This window comes from uncultured Thiodictyon sp., from assembly GCF_903946935.1.
Taxonomy (GTDB): Bacteria; Pseudomonadota; Gammaproteobacteria; order Chromatiales; family Chromatiaceae; genus Thiodictyon.
The window spans coordinates 1-15,539 of sequence record NZ_CAJAXH010000141.1; the positions used below are offsets into that span (position 1 = coordinate 1).

14 protein-coding genes are annotated in these 15,539 nt (G+C 66.2%); 13 read left to right on the forward strand and 1 reads right to left on the reverse strand.

The annotated features are described in order from the left end of the window. The 9 genes from QZX93_RS12390 to rpoH all read left to right on the forward strand — a co-directional run. On the forward strand, nt 1–2,403 hold a 2,403-nt coding region (locus QZX93_RS12390), incomplete at its 5' end, for an SUMF1/EgtB/PvdO family nonheme iron enzyme (RefSeq protein WP_295388048.1). 154 nt (nt 2,404–2,557) lie between these two features. Next, complete coding sequence (locus QZX93_RS12395; protein ID WP_295388050.1) at nt 2,558–3,355, forward strand: formylglycine-generating enzyme family protein; 798 nt, start codon at nt 2,558–2,560, stop codon at nt 3,353–3,355. 196 nt (nt 3,356–3,551) lie between these two features. Continuing rightward, a complete protein-coding gene (locus QZX93_RS12400; RefSeq protein WP_295388052.1) occupies nt 3,552–4,019 on the forward strand; it encodes a MaoC/PaaZ C-terminal domain-containing protein in 468 nt (155 codons plus the stop codon). Between the two features lie 110 nt (nt 4,020–4,129). Further along, nucleotides 4,130–4,528 carry a hypothetical protein gene (locus tag QZX93_RS12405; protein ID WP_295388054.1) on the forward strand — a complete coding sequence of 133 codons (399 nt, stop codon included), beginning with the start codon at nt 4,130–4,132 and terminating at the stop codon, nt 4,526–4,528. Nucleotides 4,529–4,548: 20 nt separating this feature from the next. Next, nucleotides 4,549–5,121, forward strand: a complete 573-nt coding sequence (locus tag QZX93_RS12410) for a TlpA disulfide reductase family protein (protein WP_295388056.1) — start codon at nt 4,549–4,551, stop codon at nt 5,119–5,121. Between the two features lie 551 nt (nt 5,122–5,672). Beyond that, nucleotides 5,673–6,884 (forward strand): signal recognition particle-docking protein FtsY, encoded by a 1,212-nt coding sequence (gene ftsY / locus QZX93_RS12415; RefSeq protein ID WP_295388199.1) that lies wholly within the window; start codon nt 5,673–5,675, stop codon nt 6,882–6,884. A 254-nt stretch (nt 6,885–7,138) separates the two neighbouring features. Further along, nucleotides 7,139–7,807, forward strand: coding sequence for a cell division ATP-binding protein FtsE (gene ftsE, locus QZX93_RS12420; RefSeq protein WP_295388058.1), 669 nt, complete (start codon nt 7,139–7,141; stop codon nt 7,805–7,807). A gap of 5 nt (nt 7,808–7,812) precedes the next feature. Continuing rightward, nucleotides 7,813–8,778 carry a permease-like cell division protein FtsX gene (ftsX, locus tag QZX93_RS12425; RefSeq protein ID WP_295388060.1) on the forward strand — a complete coding sequence of 322 codons (966 nt, stop codon included), beginning with the start codon at nt 7,813–7,815 and terminating at the stop codon, nt 8,776–8,778. 335 nt (nt 8,779–9,113) lie between these two features. Further along, the gene (gene rpoH / locus QZX93_RS12430; protein WP_295388062.1) at nt 9,114–9,953 is read left to right on the forward strand and encodes an RNA polymerase sigma factor RpoH; all 840 of its coding nucleotides are present in this window, start codon (nt 9,114–9,116) and stop codon (nt 9,951–9,953) included. 273 nt (nt 9,954–10,226) lie between these two features. Here the strand turns inward: rpoH and QZX93_RS12435 are convergent, their stop codons facing one another. Next, entirely contained in the window at nt 10,227–11,423 is a 1,197-nt protein-coding gene (locus QZX93_RS12435; RefSeq protein WP_295388064.1) for an alkaline phosphatase family protein, read from the reverse strand. A 387-nt stretch (nt 11,424–11,810) separates the two neighbouring features. On the opposite strand from QZX93_RS12435, the gene QZX93_RS12440 reads away from it, so the two are divergent. The 4 genes from QZX93_RS12440 (at nt 11,811) to QZX93_RS12455 (ending at nt 15,535) form a co-directional block, all read left to right on the forward strand. Further along, on the forward strand, nt 11,811–12,224 hold the full coding sequence (locus tag QZX93_RS12440) for a response regulator (protein ID WP_295388066.1): 414 nt from the start codon (nt 11,811–11,813) through the stop codon (nt 12,222–12,224). A gap of 212 nt (nt 12,225–12,436) precedes the next feature. After that, nucleotides 12,437–12,853, forward strand: a complete 417-nt coding sequence (locus tag QZX93_RS12445) for a response regulator (protein ID WP_295388201.1) — start codon at nt 12,437–12,439, stop codon at nt 12,851–12,853. A gap of 8 nt (nt 12,854–12,861) precedes the next feature. After that, complete coding sequence (locus QZX93_RS12450) at nt 12,862–13,416, forward strand: chemotaxis protein CheW (protein WP_295388069.1); 555 nt, start codon at nt 12,862–12,864, stop codon at nt 13,414–13,416. A gap of 103 nt (nt 13,417–13,519) precedes the next feature. Next, nucleotides 13,520–15,535: a methyl-accepting chemotaxis protein gene (locus QZX93_RS12455; protein WP_295388070.1), complete on the forward strand. Its 2,016-nt coding sequence runs from the start codon at nt 13,520–13,522 to the stop codon at nt 15,533–15,535. The last annotated feature ends 4 nt before the right edge of the window (nt 15,536–15,539 follow it).

The following is a 15,539-nucleotide window of genomic DNA, read 5'->3' on the forward strand; positions in this document are numbered from 1 at the left end:
GCAAAGGCCGCGGCCGTCTGCGCCAGATCGGCAGCGGCGGGGAGTGACAGTGACATCGTGGAGCCTCCGGATCACCAAAAACGGGGCTCCTACGCTACCGGGCCAGGGACGGGATTTCATGCAGCCTTACCGGAAGGACACGACTATTGGCGCCTGCTTCCGGCGCTGGGGTGGCTGCGCGGCCACCTGGGTCTGGACCTCTATGTCCTGACCGATGGCCTGGAGGGCGGGTTCCGCCGCCCAGGTGCGCCGACCCCGGTTGCCTATCGACCGCCGGAACCGGGCCGGCCGTTGCTCATCCTGGACGACCTGGGTTGTCTCGGTGAACCCGCCGAGCGTGCGGCCTGGCGCGGCTTCGGGCGCTTGCTGCAACGCTCAGGGGTCAGTCCGATCGCACTCATGCCGTGCCCGCCGCGCCTCTGGGACCCGCGCCTGGCGGGGCTCTATTTCCCGGTCACCTGGGACCGCGCCCATCGCTTGCCGCGCCGTCCCGCTGGTCCTCGCCCTTGGCCCGCCGCGCTTCCCGAGCCGACGGACGACCTCGGCGCCGCGCGTCTGCTCGACTTGCTCGCCCCGGCTGTGCGCCTGGAGCCGACTTTGCTACGCGCCCTGCGTCAGGCGTTGCCGAGCGCCATCTTTGACGTGGGTGCCGAGGCTGCCGCCTGGGTGCATCCGGACCTGGAGCCGACCGCCTTCGCCCTGACCTGGGCGGACCAGGACGCAGTGGAGCGGCGCAGGGCCGCCTACCGAGTCCAACCAGCGTCGGAGCGCCACCTGGCCGGTGCCCTGATCCGCCGTCATCACGCGCACCTGACGGGCTCAGTCCGGGCGGAGGAGGAGGGTAACCTCACCCAACTCGGCGGCGGCGCGCCCGAGGACACCGAACTGGCCGATTATTATGCCCGCACGCTGCGTACCTTCGATGACGCAGACCCCGACCAACGCGCCGCGCTGACCGCCTGGGCCGCGCGCCTCGGTACCCGCCAACACGCGGACGCTTGGGGCGCCGATCCGCGTCGCGCGGCGCTCTGGTTGCTGGCCCACCGTGAGCAGTTGCGCAACGAATCCTGCACGCTGCCACCGGGGCTTGCACTCTCCATGGCTGATTGGGTGCTCGCGACCGGCGGCGAACCCCGGCGCTACACGCTGGTTCAGCAGGGTCAGAGCCTCGTCGCCATTAGCCAGCCCAGTCATTCCGGTCGGGACGCCAGCATCCAGGCCAGGAATGGTGACGCCGCAGACACGCCAGCGCCGGGAAGCCCCCTGGCTGACCTCTGGTTGACCGATGCCCCGGTCCAATATGCCAGCCTGGACGACCCGGACCGTCTTTGCACTGTCCCCTTGACCCGCGGCGAGCCGATGCGGCTTGCCGGTTCCGGCGTCATCCTCAGCGGACACGCCGAGGCGCTCCGGATCGAGTCCATGACCAGGCCCGACTGGGCCTCTGGCATCGGCCGGGATCGCACCGGACTCTATGTCGAGGTATCCGAAGGGCAGGGGATGCGGCGGCTGCGCTGGGTCTCCCCCGCCGAGGGTCTTTCCTGCGATGAGGTTGGCGATCTCGGCGTCCTGCGGGTGCCGATTTGTGCCTTCTGGGACGAACGCGAATTTTTGGACTGGCCGGGGCAGGCGTTCACACGCCCGGCCTGGGCGCAGCGCGTCGGCATTGACGATTTTGGGAAGTGGGCCGAATTCGACTTCAAGAGCGTTACCCAGCGGATGCGCTGGGTCTGGCCGGGCGAGTTCACCATGGGCTCGCCGCCGGACGAGCCGGAGCGATTCGGTCACGAACGTCAACACCAGGTCTTGCTGACCCGCGGCCTCTGGCTGGCGGACACCGCATGCACACAAGCCCTGTGGCAGGCGGTCATGGGCGAGAACCCGAGTGAGTTCAAGAGCGCGGAGCGTCCGGTAGGGCAGGTGAGTTGGGATCAGGTGCAGCAATTTATCGGGCGCGTCAACGCCGCCCTCCCGGAGCTGGAACTGTGCCTGCCGACCGAGGCGCAGTGGGAATATGCCTGCCGGGCGGGGACCCAAACCCCCTTCTCGTTTGGCAACCAAGTCAACCAGGAGCAGGTGAATTACGACGGCAACTACCCCTATGCCAGCGGTGCCAAGGGTCTCGATAGGCAAGAAACGATTGAGGTCAAGTCTCTGCCTTTCAATGACTGGGGTATGTATCAGATGCACGGTAACGTCTGGGAGTGGTGTCAGGACTGGTTTGGGGACTATCCTGAAGGCACGGCGATTGACCCTGCGGGTGCGGCGACGGGTTTGGTGCGCGTGGTGCGCGGCGGCTGCTGGATTCTCGGTGCCAGGTCCTGCCGCTCCGGGCAGCGCAACCACGGGGCGCCTGCGAGCCGTAACGATAGGCTGGGCTTCCGCCTGGCCCGCGGTCTATGAAGAAGGTTGGCGGAGCCGGGGTCTGGTAACAGTGTAGCCAGGAGCAGGGCCGGACCGGCGCCTTGGAGCGGCGCCGGTCCGGCCCTGCGGGGCGCTCGGCATAAGGTGTTCAAAGGCTGACACTGACCCTCTCGTTCCCACGCTCCGCGTGGGAATGAGAGGGTCCCGCCTGCTGCCGCCGGTCTTCCCATTCGACTGGGCGGGTGAGTGGGGGGAGGACCGCTATGGACCCTGGGTCGCCTTCCGGCTCAAGGGGGTGCGCCAGTGTCTGAGGTGGATTGCGCCGGGGCGGTTCTGGATGGGCTCGCCGCCGGACGAGCGGGAGCGTTCCAGTACTGAGCGTCGGCACGAGGTCACCCTGACCCAGGGTTTCTGGCTGGCGGATACCACCTGCACCCAGGCACTCTGGGAGGCCGTGATGGGCGATAACCCGAGCCGGTTCAAGGGCGCGGAGCGACCGGTGGAGCAGGTGAGTTGGGATCAGGTCAAGGAGTTCATCGACCGACTCAATGCGGCGCTGCCGGGCCTGGACGCCCGCCTGCCGACCGAGGCGCAGTGGGAACACGCCTGTCGGACGGGAACCGAGACACCCTTCTGGTTCGGCGACCAGATCACCCCGGAGCAGGTCAACTACGACGGGAATTACCCCTATGCCGACGGCGCCAAGTGTCTGTATTGGGAACAAACGGTCGAGGTCAAGGCCCTGCCTTGTAACGCCTGGGGCCTGTATCAGTTGCATGGGAATGTCTGGGAGTGGTGTCAGGACTGCTACGGCGACTACCCCACAGATTTTACAGAAGACCCGACGGGGCCGCAGACGGGTGTGGGGCGCGTGGTGCGCGGCGGCTGCTGGATCTCCCATGCCGGGCTCTGCCGCTCCGCGCAGCGCGACCACAGGGGGCCTGCCGGCCATAACGTCCTTCTGGGCTTCCGCCTGGCTCGAGGTCCATAAGTCAGGTCGGCGGAGCCAGGGCCTGGGAACAGCGCAGCCGGGAGCAGGGCCGGACTGACGCCGTGGAGCGGCGTCGGTCAGGCCCTGCGGGGTGCCTGGCGTAAGGTACTCCTGCCTGCGACACCACAACCCGCCAACCCTGCGGTATCCTGTGCGCAATCAGCAACCCGACCGACTCGCCCCTGGGGGCCGCCAGATGACCAAGACCGACTGCCTCACCGCCGCCATGCTCGCGGTGGGTCAATGCTACACCGCCCACCTGCGGTTCAGCCGCGCGCAGGTCGATGCCTACTGCGCCCTGACCGGCGACGCCAACGCGATCCACCGGGATGTGGAGGCGGCCAGCCAGCGCTTTCCCGGGGTGACCGACATCGTGGTCCCCGGAGGGCTGATTCAGACCACCATCTCGGGCATCTTCGGCACCACCTTTCCGGGCGATGGGTCGCTCGGGCTGTCGTTCGTGCCCGAGCGCTTCCGCAAGCCGGTCCTGCCGGGCGAGGAGGTGATCGTCAACTTTGAGATTACCCGCATCAAGAACGGACTGGTCGACTTCGACATCGCCGTGACGGATGCAGAGGGCGGGCGTCTCACCACCGCGAAGGCCCGGGTCGTGGCGCCCGATGCGGCCTATCGGGCGTGGTGGGAGGATCAGCAGGGCGGGTGAACCTAAGTTCGGCAGTTGCACACGGATCGCGGCGGTCCACTCACGCGCGGTCCAGGCGCGCTACAATCGTCGGGTCCTCACTCAGCGATTCACCGAAAAGGCAGTCGATCATGACCCACACACTCTCACTGGCGGCGCTCCTCTCCGCGCTTCTGGTCACCCCGGCGCTTGCCGCCGAGGCGACGGCAACCTCCGTTGGCGATCTCTACAAGGACCGGGCCGCCTTGAGCGGCAAGCAGGTGACGGTCCACGGCAAGGTTGCGAAGTTCAACAAGCAGATCATGGAGCGCAACTGGGTTCACCTGCGCGACGGCACGGGCGATGCGGCCGATGGGTCGAATGACATCACGGTCACGACCCAGGACACCGCGGCCGTGAACGACGAGGTGACGGCGACCGGCACCCTGGTCGTGGACATGGATTTCGGTGCCGGCTATAAGTACCCGCTGCTGATCGAGAAGGCGACGATCACCCCCGCGGCCCCGGCGGCGCCCGCCGCTGCGCAGTGAGACGCGCCAGCGCGCCCCGCATGGCTACCAATCCGCGCCCGGCCCGCCGCTGCCTCCTGCCGATGCTGCTGGCAGGTCTACTCGCCGCGCCGCTGACCGGCGCGCTCGCTGCGGACGATCGATCACTCACCCCGATCCCGGAGCGGCCCGCCGCCCCGGGCTTCGACCTCAAGGACCCGGAGGGCCGCCCCCAGCGCCTGGCGGATTACCGCGGCAAGCCGGTGATCCTGAACTTCTGGGCCACTTGGTGCCCGCCCTGTCGGGAGGAGATGCCCTCGATCCAGCGCGCCTATGAGACCTTGGCGCCTGAGGGTATCGCCGTGGTGGCGATCAATGTCGGCGACGACGCGGCAGCCATCGGCCAGTTCCTCGAGGACGAGCCGCTGGACTTCGCCCTGCCGATGGACACCGACTCCAAGGTCGCCCAGCGCTATCCGATGAACGGCCTGCCGACTACCTTCGTCATCGACCCCGAGGGCCGGCTGGTTTACAGCGCCATGGGGAGCCGCGCGTGGGACGACCCCAAACTGCTGGACCAGGTGCGGGCCTTGAAGTCCACCACCGTACCTGGCTCAAGTCCGGGCAGGCCCTGATTGTCGTTCCGGGTTTCCGGTGGGAGCGGCTTCAGCCGCGACGCGACCGCGCAAACGGTCGTGTGGCCTCGTCGCGGCTGAAGCCGCTCCCACGGGGTGACTCGCCGTGCGGATCGGCCCGGCGGCGGTCGATCTGGTAGCATTGCACGCCTGCACGGTTTTCCACTCACCACGCATCCTGGCGATCCCCCATGTTCGGTTTCGGAAGAAAAAAGCTTAAGCAGACGGCGCAGACGCAGGACGGCCAACCGTCCGACGCCGCCGAGTCCTCAGAGGCCAAAGGGGGGATCTTCAAACGGCTGTTCGCTGCGCGGGATGACGAGGACCTGGGTTGGGTCAAGGGCATCGGGCCGCTGCCGGTCGAGGGTGAGGCGCCCGTGGCCGAGGCGCCGCCTGAGGCGGCACCCGGGGAGCCGATCGCCGCTGCGCCGGCGGAACTGGTCACGACGACCGTCGAGCCGACGCTCGCGGCCGCCACCGCGCCGACCGAGACCAGTCCGCTGCCGGTCGCTGAGGCCGCGCCCATCGCGGTCGCGGTCAGTCCGACACCGGTGGTCGACTCCGGCCCCGCGGCGATCGAAGCGCCCGAGTCCCAGCCCGAGCCCGCGCCCGAGCCGACCCCGGCGCCCGCCGTTGAGTCCCCCGCGCCGCCACCCGTTGCACCCGAGCCTGCTGCGCCCAAGGCCGGTCTGCTCAAGCGCCTCTTCCATGTGTCGGACGAGCCGGCGAAGCCGGAGCCCACACCGGAGGCGGCCCCGGCCGCGCGCCCCCCGCCGCCGCCCCCGGCGGCGCAGGACTGGCAGATTCACGACCAGCCGGTGGACTGGGAGTCCCCGGAGGTCCGCCGCGGGCTCTTCAAGCGTCTGAGCGAGCGCCTGTCGCGTAGCCGCACCCAGCTCGGCAGCGGGCTCGGCACCCTGTTCCTGGGTCGCAAGAAGATCGACGACGAGTTGATGGAGGAGTTGGAGACCCTGCTCCTGACCGCGGATGTGGGGGTGGAGGCGACCTCGCGGGTCATCGACGACCTGACCCGGCGGGTGAAGCGCAAGGCGCTGGCGGACCCGCAGGCCCTGCTGGTCGCGCTCAAGGGGGCGTTACGCCCGATCCTCACCGCCGCCCAGACCCCGGTTCGTCAGGCGGCCCCCGATCGACCCCAGGTGATCCTGATGGTGGGGGTCAACGGGGCGGGCAAGACCACCACCATCGGTAAGCTCGCCCGCGTCCTGCAGGCGGAGGGCAACAGTGTGATGCTGGCCGCGGGCGACACCTTCCGCGCCGCCGCGGTGGAGCAATTGCAGACTTGGGGCGAGCGCAACCGGGTGCCGGTGATCGCCCAGAAGGGTGGGGCGGACTCCGCCTCGGTGATCTTCGATGCGCTCCAGGCGGCCACCGCCCGCGGGGTGGACGTGCTGATCGCGGACACCGCCGGGCGGTTGCACACCAAGACCAATCTGATGGACGAGTTGAGCAAGATCGCGCGGGTGATGAAGAAGCTTGACCCCGAGGCGCCGCACGAGGTGCTGCTGGTGGTGGACGCCACCACGGGTCAGAACGGGCTGAATCAGGCGGTCCAGTTCCACCAGGCGATCCCCTTGACCGGGATCGCGCTCACCAAGCTTGACGGCACCGCCAAGGGCGGTATCGTCTTTGCCATCGCGGAAAAGCTCAAGGTGCCGATCCGTTTCATCGGGGTGGGCGAGTCGATCGAGGACCTGCGTCCCTTCGATGCCGATGAGTTCCTGGATGCGTTACTCGGGCAATAGCGGCCCGAACAAGGCGATGTGTCCGCAAATGAGCGCAAATAAACGCAAATAATACAGATGATTAACAGCATGCAGTGCCATTTGCCGATGCCTATTCGGGGCGGAACACGCCGGCGCCCCATGCGGGAGGTGGCAGCACTGTCCGCCCGCCGCCGCGCGCTGGCGTTTGGGGATGGGCCAAAAACCGCTGCGAGCGTTTTTCCTCTTTGCGTTCATTTGCGTTCATTTGCGGGCAAGAATCCTCGGGCGAACAGGTGATCCGCTTCGACCATGTCTGTAAGCGTTACCCCGAGCGGGGTGACGCACTGAGCGACCTGAGCTTCGAGATGGAGGCCGGGGAGATGGTCTTTCTCACCGGTCACTCGGGGGCCGGCAAGAGCACCCTGTTGCGCCTGATTGGACTCTTGGAACGGCCGAGCCGGGGGCAGGTCATCGTCAACGGGCGTAACCTCGCCACCTTGCCGCGCGGCAAGATCCCTTACCACCGCCGCCAGGTGGGCATGATCTTTCAGGACCATCGGCTGCTGCCTGATCGCAGCGTGTTCGAGAATGTCGCCTTGCCCCTGGTGGTGGCCGGCCTGGGGCACAAGGAGATCGGCCGGCGGGTGCGGGCCGCCCTGGATCAGGTGGGGCTCTTAAAGCGCGAGCGCGCGCTGCCGGTGGCCCTCTCCGGGGGTGAGCAACAACGCGTCGGCATCGCGCGCGCGGTCGTCGCCCGCCCGCCCCTGGTGCTGGCGGACGAGCCGACCGGTAATCTGGATCCGGACCTGTCGCGCGAGATCTTCGCCCTGTTTGAACGGTTCCACGCGGTCGGGGTGACGCTGATGATCGCGACCCATGACCTGGCGCGGGTGGGTGATTTTCACCACCGCACCTTCGTCCTGAGCGAGGGGCGCCTGATCAAAGACACGGGGGTCTGCTAGTCGCCATGGCCCGTCCCCAGTCCCGGCGGCGCAGCGGTCCCAGCCTACTGGAACTCCCCGGGGCCTGGCTCGGCCATCATCTGCAGAGCGCGGCCGCGACCCTCGGCCGGCTGCTGCACGCACCGCTCGCCACCGGTATGACGGTGGCGGTGATCGGGATTGCCCTGGCGCTGCCGGCGGCACTCTATGTGCTGACCGACAACCTGCGCCAACTGGTCGGCGGCTGGGACCAGGGCGCGGCCATCTCGCTCTTTCTCCATCAGGACCTCAGTGATGCGGACGCGCAGGGCGTCGCCGGGCGGCTGCGCGAGTGGCCGGAGTTCCGGCGCGTGCAGGTGATCGGTGCCGCGGCGGCGTTGGCCGAGTTCCGCGCGCAGCCCGGCTTTGCCGAGGCCCTGGACCAACTCAGCACCAACCCGCTGCCGGCCGTACTGGCGATCGCCCCCCAGCCGGTCTATGCGACGCCCGCGGAGATCGCGGGCCTTGAGGAGCGCCTGGGGCAGTTGCCGGAGGTGGATTTCGTGCGGGTGGACACCCAGTGGCTGATGCGCTTTCAGGCCATCCTGGACCTGGCCCAGACCCTGGTCTTGCTGCTCGCTGGCCTGCTGGGCTTAGGGGTGCTCCTGATCGTGGGCAACACCATCCGGCTGGAGATCCAAAACCGGCGCGGTGAGATCGAGATCATGGAACTGGTGGGTGCCACTGCCTCCTTTATCCGCCGGCCCTTCCTTTATGCCGGTGCCTGGTACGGCCTGCTCGGGGGTTTAAGCGCCTGGTTCCTGGTTACCCTGGCGGTGGTGGCGCTCCAGGGGCCGGTGTCGCGGCTGGCCAACCTCTATCGCAGCGAATTCCCCCTCGCCGGTCTCGGTGCCGTCGCGCTGCTGATCATCCTGGGCGGCAGCATGGCACTCGGTCTGATCGGTAGTTGGATCGCGGTCAATCGCCACCTGCGCGGGGTCGAGCCCGATTGAGGCTTTGGGGTGCCGACGAGCCGGCCCATCGGCTGATCGAGGGGAGCGGTCGACTGGATGAATAGACTGTAATTCACCCGTAATGTGCGGAAGGGGCGCTTATAACATCCAGAAAAAAAAGAAAAAGATTTGTTCATCGGTAGTGCGGATCGGAAAGATCGGAACATTCGATGCCCTGCAAGCCCTGTGGGCTCTTGTGCAAACCTGAAACCTTGCATAAAGTCGCCACAACAGTTCCAGCGGACGATCCCTGCAACCCGGGGGGAAACTGCTGGAAAATTCCAGAGCATCCTGCTAGGCTTTTGTTCCAGGCTTCCAACTCAGGTATTAAGCACATGGCCAAAGATTTCGCTCTCATGCCCACCGGCAATATCGATGCGTACATCAGCGCCTCCTATCAGATTCCGGTGCTGACCCCAGAGGAGGAACGCAGCCTCGCCGAGAGTCTGCGCGATCATGGCGACATGGAGGCGGCGCGGCGGATGGTGATGTCCCATCTGCGGTTCGTCATTCGCATCGCCCGCGGCTATCTCGGCTACGGTCTGCCCCTGCCGGACCTGATCCAAGAGGGCACGGTCGGTCTGATGAAGGCGGTGCGGCGCTTCGAGCCCGATATGGGGGTGCGGCTGGTGTCCTTCGCGGTGCATTGGATCCGCGCCGAGATCCATGAGTACATCCTGCGTAACTGGCGCATCGTGAAGGTCGCGACCACCAAGGCCCAGCGCAAACTGTTTTTCAACCTGCGTAGCGCCAAGAAGCGGCTCGGCTGGTTCACCCACGCCGAAGTGCTCGCGGTGGCGGAGGACCTGGGGGTGAAGCCCGCGACCGTACTGGAGATGGAGTCGCGTCTGTCCAACCAGGACCTAGCCTTCGACGGCTACGAGGACGACGACGACGAGTCCCCGTCCGCCCCCTCCACCTATCTGCCGGATATGCGCATGGAGCCCTTCCGGATGCTGGAGCGGGAGGACACCGAGCGTAACGACAAGGAGCGACTCTATGCCGCCATCCAGGGTCTGGACGAGCGCAGCAAGGTGATTCTCACCGAGCGCTGGCTCACCGAGAAGAAACAGACCCTGCATGAGCTGGCGCAGCAATTCAACGTCTCGGCAGAGCGGATTCGCCAGATCGAAAAGAACGCCATGAAGAAGCTGCGTCTGCAACTGGCCATCTAAGCCACTCCCCAAGCGGCGCCAGACCGTCGTGTCCGCACCCAGTCAAGGCCCGCCCTGTGCGGGCCTTTTGTTTTGCCCTTGCGCCCAGCGGGTCGTTCAGCCTAACACCAAGAATTGTTCACGCCAAGGCGCCAAGATCGCCAAGAAAACAGTCCATTGGTCGAGAAGGGACACCCGCATTGAGGCGCTGACGAAATTGCCGCCAATATTGCTGATACTGCGTTGACACTCAAAACCTTGGCCTGCTTGGCGCCTTGGCGTGAGATATTCGGGCTATGCCCGCAGGACGCACAGCGGCACCAGCAGTTCCGTCCGACTCAGACCGCCGTGCTGGCCGATCAGTATCTTGGGCTGCTCGAATGGGAGTAACTGGCGCAGGATGCGCCGCCCCCGGGGCAGCAGGCAGTAGTCGCCGATCCGCTCATTGAAGCGTGGGTGAGGTGCTCCCAGGCCGAAATAACCGCCGTCCACCAGGTCCCGGCTCGAATACAGGTTGACCAGTCCGCCCAGGGGGCCGCGGCAATAGTCGAGGAAGGCGGCCTCGCGCCCTGCTCGCAGATAGCAGAACGCGGCCCGCGGTTCGCCGCACAGGGGTAGGGACAGGCAGTCGGCCAGGCCCGGATGGTCCGCCAGGTCGATCAGGTCGTCTGGGCCAGTGTCGACCTGGCCGTGATCCGCCGTGACCAGCACCAGGGTATCGGTCCCAGCGGCGGTGACCAGGAAATCGGTGAGGGCCTGCTCGATCCGCTGCAAATGGGCGGTTGCCGCCGCGCTGCCCATCCCCTGGTGGTGCCCGATCGAGTCCAGGTCCGGCCAATAGCAATAGACATATTTTGGCACCCGGTCCCGCCGCAGCGCCCGGGCGCTCTGGCGGAACAGGTCGGCCAGGTCGGCGTAGGGCAGCACCTGCGCTTGGCCGGTGTGGGCCAGGTTGAAATCCGAACGGGCGATCCGATTGGGGCTGACCACGAGGCTGCGGGTGCGGATGCGCTCAAACACGCAGCGGTGTCCGAAGAGTCGCCGCGCGTCGATCCCGGCCTTACGGTAGGGTACGCCGCCGTAGCGCGGGACGCCCGGCAAGACCGTCATCACGCAAGCCAGTTCCGCAAACCAGGTATACCAACCGGTAAGCCCGTGCTGGAGCGGACCATCGCCGGTCAGAAAGCTCGTGATGGCCGTGGCCGTGGTGGAGGGGAAGACCGTGGTCATGGTCCCCACCTGGTGACGGCGCAAAATCCCTTGTGGGGAGTGCTCGGCCAGCCAGTCTGCCCCCAATCCGTCAATGACCAGGAGCAGGATATTGGTGGCCCGCGCCAGTTCCCCCGCGGGCATCAGGGACAGTTGCGAGTAGTCGCTGCGCCCGCCGCGCGCCTGGATGATCGATGCCATCAGGTTGACGATGCCGCCGCCCGCGTAGTCGGGCTTGAGACCGTCGAGGGGGGTGGGCGTTGTCGGGGTGTCTAGGGTCATCCGGAGATTCTGTCGGTCGGGGACGCGACCGCCGCGCCCGTGGGTGTAGCCTATCACTTCGCTCATCTATTCCCAGGTTTTCTGCGTCCAGGTGCGGGCGCCATGGCCGTTACAACAATCGCACGAAAGTTATTTTTCTCTTTTTAATCCGTCGTTTTTGTGATTTTTTGCCGGGATTCAGGGCGGCCGTGACACTGGCCTAGGCGACAAAGTTCCGCAGCTATGGTATAAAATCCGGCAGTATCCCAGGTACCCTATCGGGTATCGGGTCGATCGACTTTTCCTCCTGAGGTAGGATGCAGATGTGGCAACTTTGGGGTTCGACCACCGCGGCACCGATCCAATGATCCGGCGTCTAGCGATACGGTGTAGTGGGGATTGCCGACGGTGAGCGCTGACGATAGCATTGACGTTCGCGGTGCGCGCGTGCTGGTCATCGATGACAGTAAGACGATCCGCCGTACCACCGAGGGCCTGCTGACCAAGGCGGGGTGCGAGGTGCGTACCGCACAGGACGGTTTCGAGGCGTTGGGTAAGATTGTGGAGTTTCAGCCGGACTTGGTCTTTGTCGATATCATGATGCCGCGCTTGGATGGCTACCATACCTGCGCCCTGATCAAGGCCAACGCGGCCTTGCGGCACACGCCGGTGGTGATGCTGTCGAGCAAGGATGGGCTCTTCGATCGTGCCAAGGGGCGTTTGGTCGGGGCCGAACTCTATCTCTCAAAGCCCTTTACCGGTGACGAGTTGCTCGACGCCGTACGGCGCTATCTGCGGCGGGATGTGCGTCGTGCCGATTAGGGTTTGCAGTGCCACCGTAGCCGGTTCCCCCGGTCAAATTTCAATCGACTGGCACGGTCTGCGATGCTCGGTTGCGTCGCCGTTAGGGTGGCGCGAGAGGCCCCGTCGCTAAGTTGACGCTTTCACGATAAGAATGTATTCATAAGAGCCCAGCTATGAACCCCTTTTCTCGCAAGTCCGACCCCGCGGCGGCGGCCGACTCTACGGATGGCATGAACGGCGCCGCGTCCAATGGTGCTATGGACGGTGTCCCGGAAGGGCTGGGGGCCACCGTCTTGATCGTCGACGACTCACCGACCGAGACGCGAATCTTCATCAACACCCTGTCTCAGGCTGGATATCGGGTCGAGACGGCCACCGATGGCGAGCAGGGCGTTGAAATGGCGCGCCGGATCCAGCCCGATGCCATTCTCATGGACGTGATCATGCCCACCCTCAACGGCTTTCAGGCCACCCGCATGCTGCATCGGGACGCCGCGACGGCGAACATTCCGATCATCATGGTGACGACGAAGGACCAGCCCACCGACCGCACCTGGGGCCTGCGCCAGGGTGCCGTCGACTATCTGGTCAAGCCGGTCAGCCCCGCGGCTTTGCTCGAGTGCCTGCGCGCGGCGCTCCAACGCTAACCCAGACGATGGAACCGCAGGCCGCCGCGGGCGTTGTGCTGTTCGACCTGATTGCCGGGGTCGACGCGCGTTTGCGTGCGCTCCCAACCCGCCTGCCGCGGCAGGCGCCCCCGGTAGAACGCTGGGTAGGAATATTGTTTCGGGTCGGAGCGCGTCGCTTGCTTGCATCCTTGGAACAGATCACCGAGGTCTTGACGGTGCCGGACGAGCTGACGCCGCTACCGGGTACGGCGAGTTGGGTGCTTGGTGTTGCCAACAACCGCGGCACCCTGTTACCGATCTTCGATCTGGCCGCCCTGACCGCGGGCGGTGCGCCGACCCGGCGCGATGCCGATCGTGTGCTGGTGGTGCGGCAGGAGGGCTTGCCGTGCGGCTTGGTGGCGAGCGAGGTGATCGGCATCCGGCGCTTCGCAGTGACGGAGCGTGTGGCCGAATCGCCGGCCGAACTCGGGGTGCTGTGGCCCTTTGCCGAAGCGGCCTTTCCGCTCGCCGACACGCTGGTGCCGGTGATTGCGCTCGAGCGTTTACTTGGTGCTCCGCTGATGAGCCTGGGGTCGGCCTGAGGTCGGCGCGGCGCTCGATGGCTGCCGTATCGACCGTGCTGCAAGCACTCAACGCCTTAATTAATCTATTTTAATCAATCAAGTTGTACCAAATCAAATGGCGATGCGAAGCAAGAGTCGGGTGGGCAAGTCCGTGGGGGGTGTTCGGGGGGCGACGATCGGCTGGTTGCTGTTCGCCGTGGTCTGCGCCGCCCTGGCCTTGGGAAGTTATATCCTATTGGAGAAGGCCGACAGAGAGAAAGTGCGCCTCCTGTCCGTCGTCGCCGTGGCGCAACAGCAAAAGGCGCTGGGCCAACAGTTGGTCCAGTCGGCCGGCGAGGCGGTCGTGGGCGAGCCGGCGGCCTTTGCCCGGTTGCGCGATGAGCGGAATCGCTTGCAGCAGGGCTTGGATGCCTTGGGTGTGCGCTCGCCCCAAGCGCTGAAGCCACAGATGGAGGCCGCAGAGACGGCCTGGCGGACCGTTCGCGACAATGCGGACACGATCCTCAACGCACAGTCGGATATCCTGGCTGGACGTACACAGTACAAGGCCGCCGACGCCCGACTGTCCGAGCTGCGCACCTCAATGACCCGCGCCGCCGAGCGGATCGCCGCGGATGGTGCGCCGGCGGATCAGGCCTTAGAGGCGGGTCGCCAATTGGCCCGCATTGAACAGTTGAAATTTATCCTGGGGCAGCTCACTGACGGTGGGGCCTCCGAGATCGCGGCCAGCGAGTCTGCCAATGCCCTGGCCGTGGAGTTTGCCTCGCACCTGCAGACGCTGATCGAGCAGGCCGGAGCCCGCCCCAAGTTGCCGGGGCGGGCGGCCTTGGAGGAGACGGCGCAGCTCTTTTCGGCCCTGCGTTCGAGCAACGGCGAACTGCTGAATCTGGCGCCTGGGGTGATCGCCGCAAACGATGCTGCGACACCGCTCCAGGCGGCTGGAAAGCGACTGGATGCCGCCTTCGATACCCTGGTGATTGGCCTTGGCCAGACGGCGTCGCCGGCCACTCACTTCGGCCCGCTGACGCTCGACCGCTGGGCTGTTCCGGTCTTCAGCGTCCTGGCCCTACTCGGGCTGATGGGCTTGGGTACACGTGCAGTACGAGCCGCGGAGCGACGTGAGGCGGACTCCCGGGCGCAGACCCAGCGCGATGAGCAGGCCATCCTGCGCCTGCTCGACGAGATGGGTAATCTGGCCGACGGCGACTTGACCGTCGAGGCCACGGTGACTGAGGACAAGACCGGCGCCATCGCCGACTCGATCAATTATGCGGTGGATGCCTTGCGGGTCTTGGTGACCACCATCAACACGACCGCCGAGCAGGTAGCACAGTCCTCTCAGGAGAGCAGCTCGATCGCCATGCGCTTGACCGAGGCGGCCGCCGCGCAGGCCGAGCAGGTCGTGCTCGCCTCCGGTGCCATCCAGTCGCTGACGGAGCAGATCGACGAGGTGGCCAGCAATGCCGGCGAGTCGGCCGAGGTCGCCTCGCGCTCGGTGGAGGTCGCGGGTCGTGGCGGTCAGACGGTGCGCGCCACGATCAAGGGGATGGATGCCATCCGCGAACAGATCCAGGAGACCGCTAAGCGTATCAAGCGACTGGGTGAGAGCTCGCAGGAGATCGGTGAGATCGTCGAGTTGATCGACGACATCGCCAACCAGACCAACATCCTGGCCCTGAACGCGGCCATGCAGGCGGCCATGGCCGGCGACGCGGGACGGGGTTTCGCGGTGGTCGCCGATGAGGTGCAGCGCCTGGCGGAGCGGTCCCGTAACGCCACCAAGCAGATCGAGGTCCTGGTGCGGACCATTCAGACTGACACCAATGAGGCGGTGAGTTCCATGGAGGCGAGCACCGCGGGCGTGGTGTCGGGCGCCAACCTGGCCGAGAATGCAGGTGAGGCCTTGCGGGAGATTGAGCAAGTCTCGACCTACATTGCCGACCTCACCAAACGCATCGCGGACTCGGCCCAACGTCAATCGCGCCAATCGGCTGAGATCAACTCGACGGTGCAGGGCATCCGCGGTATCACCGAGGCGAATGCGGACGATACCCGGCGGGCCGCGCAGGCGGTGGAGGCGCTGGTCAGCCTGGCGACCGAACTGCAACTCTCGGTTGCGGGTTTCCGGTTGCCCTGACGGC